Source organism: Paraburkholderia sp. SIMBA_027 (assembly GCF_046535315.1).
GTDB lineage: Bacteria > Pseudomonadota > Gammaproteobacteria > Burkholderiales > Burkholderiaceae > Paraburkholderia > Paraburkholderia tropica.
Genome location: NZ_JAWRWY010001613.1, coordinates 1 through 236 on the forward strand (window position 1 = coordinate 1; position 236 = coordinate 236).

Below are 236 nucleotides of genomic sequence, written 5' to 3' on the forward strand. Positions count from 1 at the left end.
TGGGCGGTGCCCTGTGTGCGGGCGATCATGATCAGCGTATCGTCGCTGATCGCCTGCGAGGCGGTGAGAAAGGGGGCTGCGACCGATATCGGCTGATTGCCGATGAACAAGGCGACTGCCTGCGGGATTACGATGCATTGCGACAGGGCGGCAACGGCCTGGCGGCGCGCCTCCTCGGAGGAGGCCTGGAAGAGGGGCGTGAAGAGTTCCGCAAACTGCCGCAGCTCGGATCGCGT

Annotated in this window: 1 protein-coding gene; it reads right to left on the reverse strand. The window is 65.3% G+C overall.

The window, feature by feature from the left end; genetic code table 11:
• Nucleotides 1-236 (reverse strand): hypothetical protein (locus SB764_RS44640; RefSeq protein WP_410867393.1); only part of this gene is annotated, 236 nt, incomplete at both ends.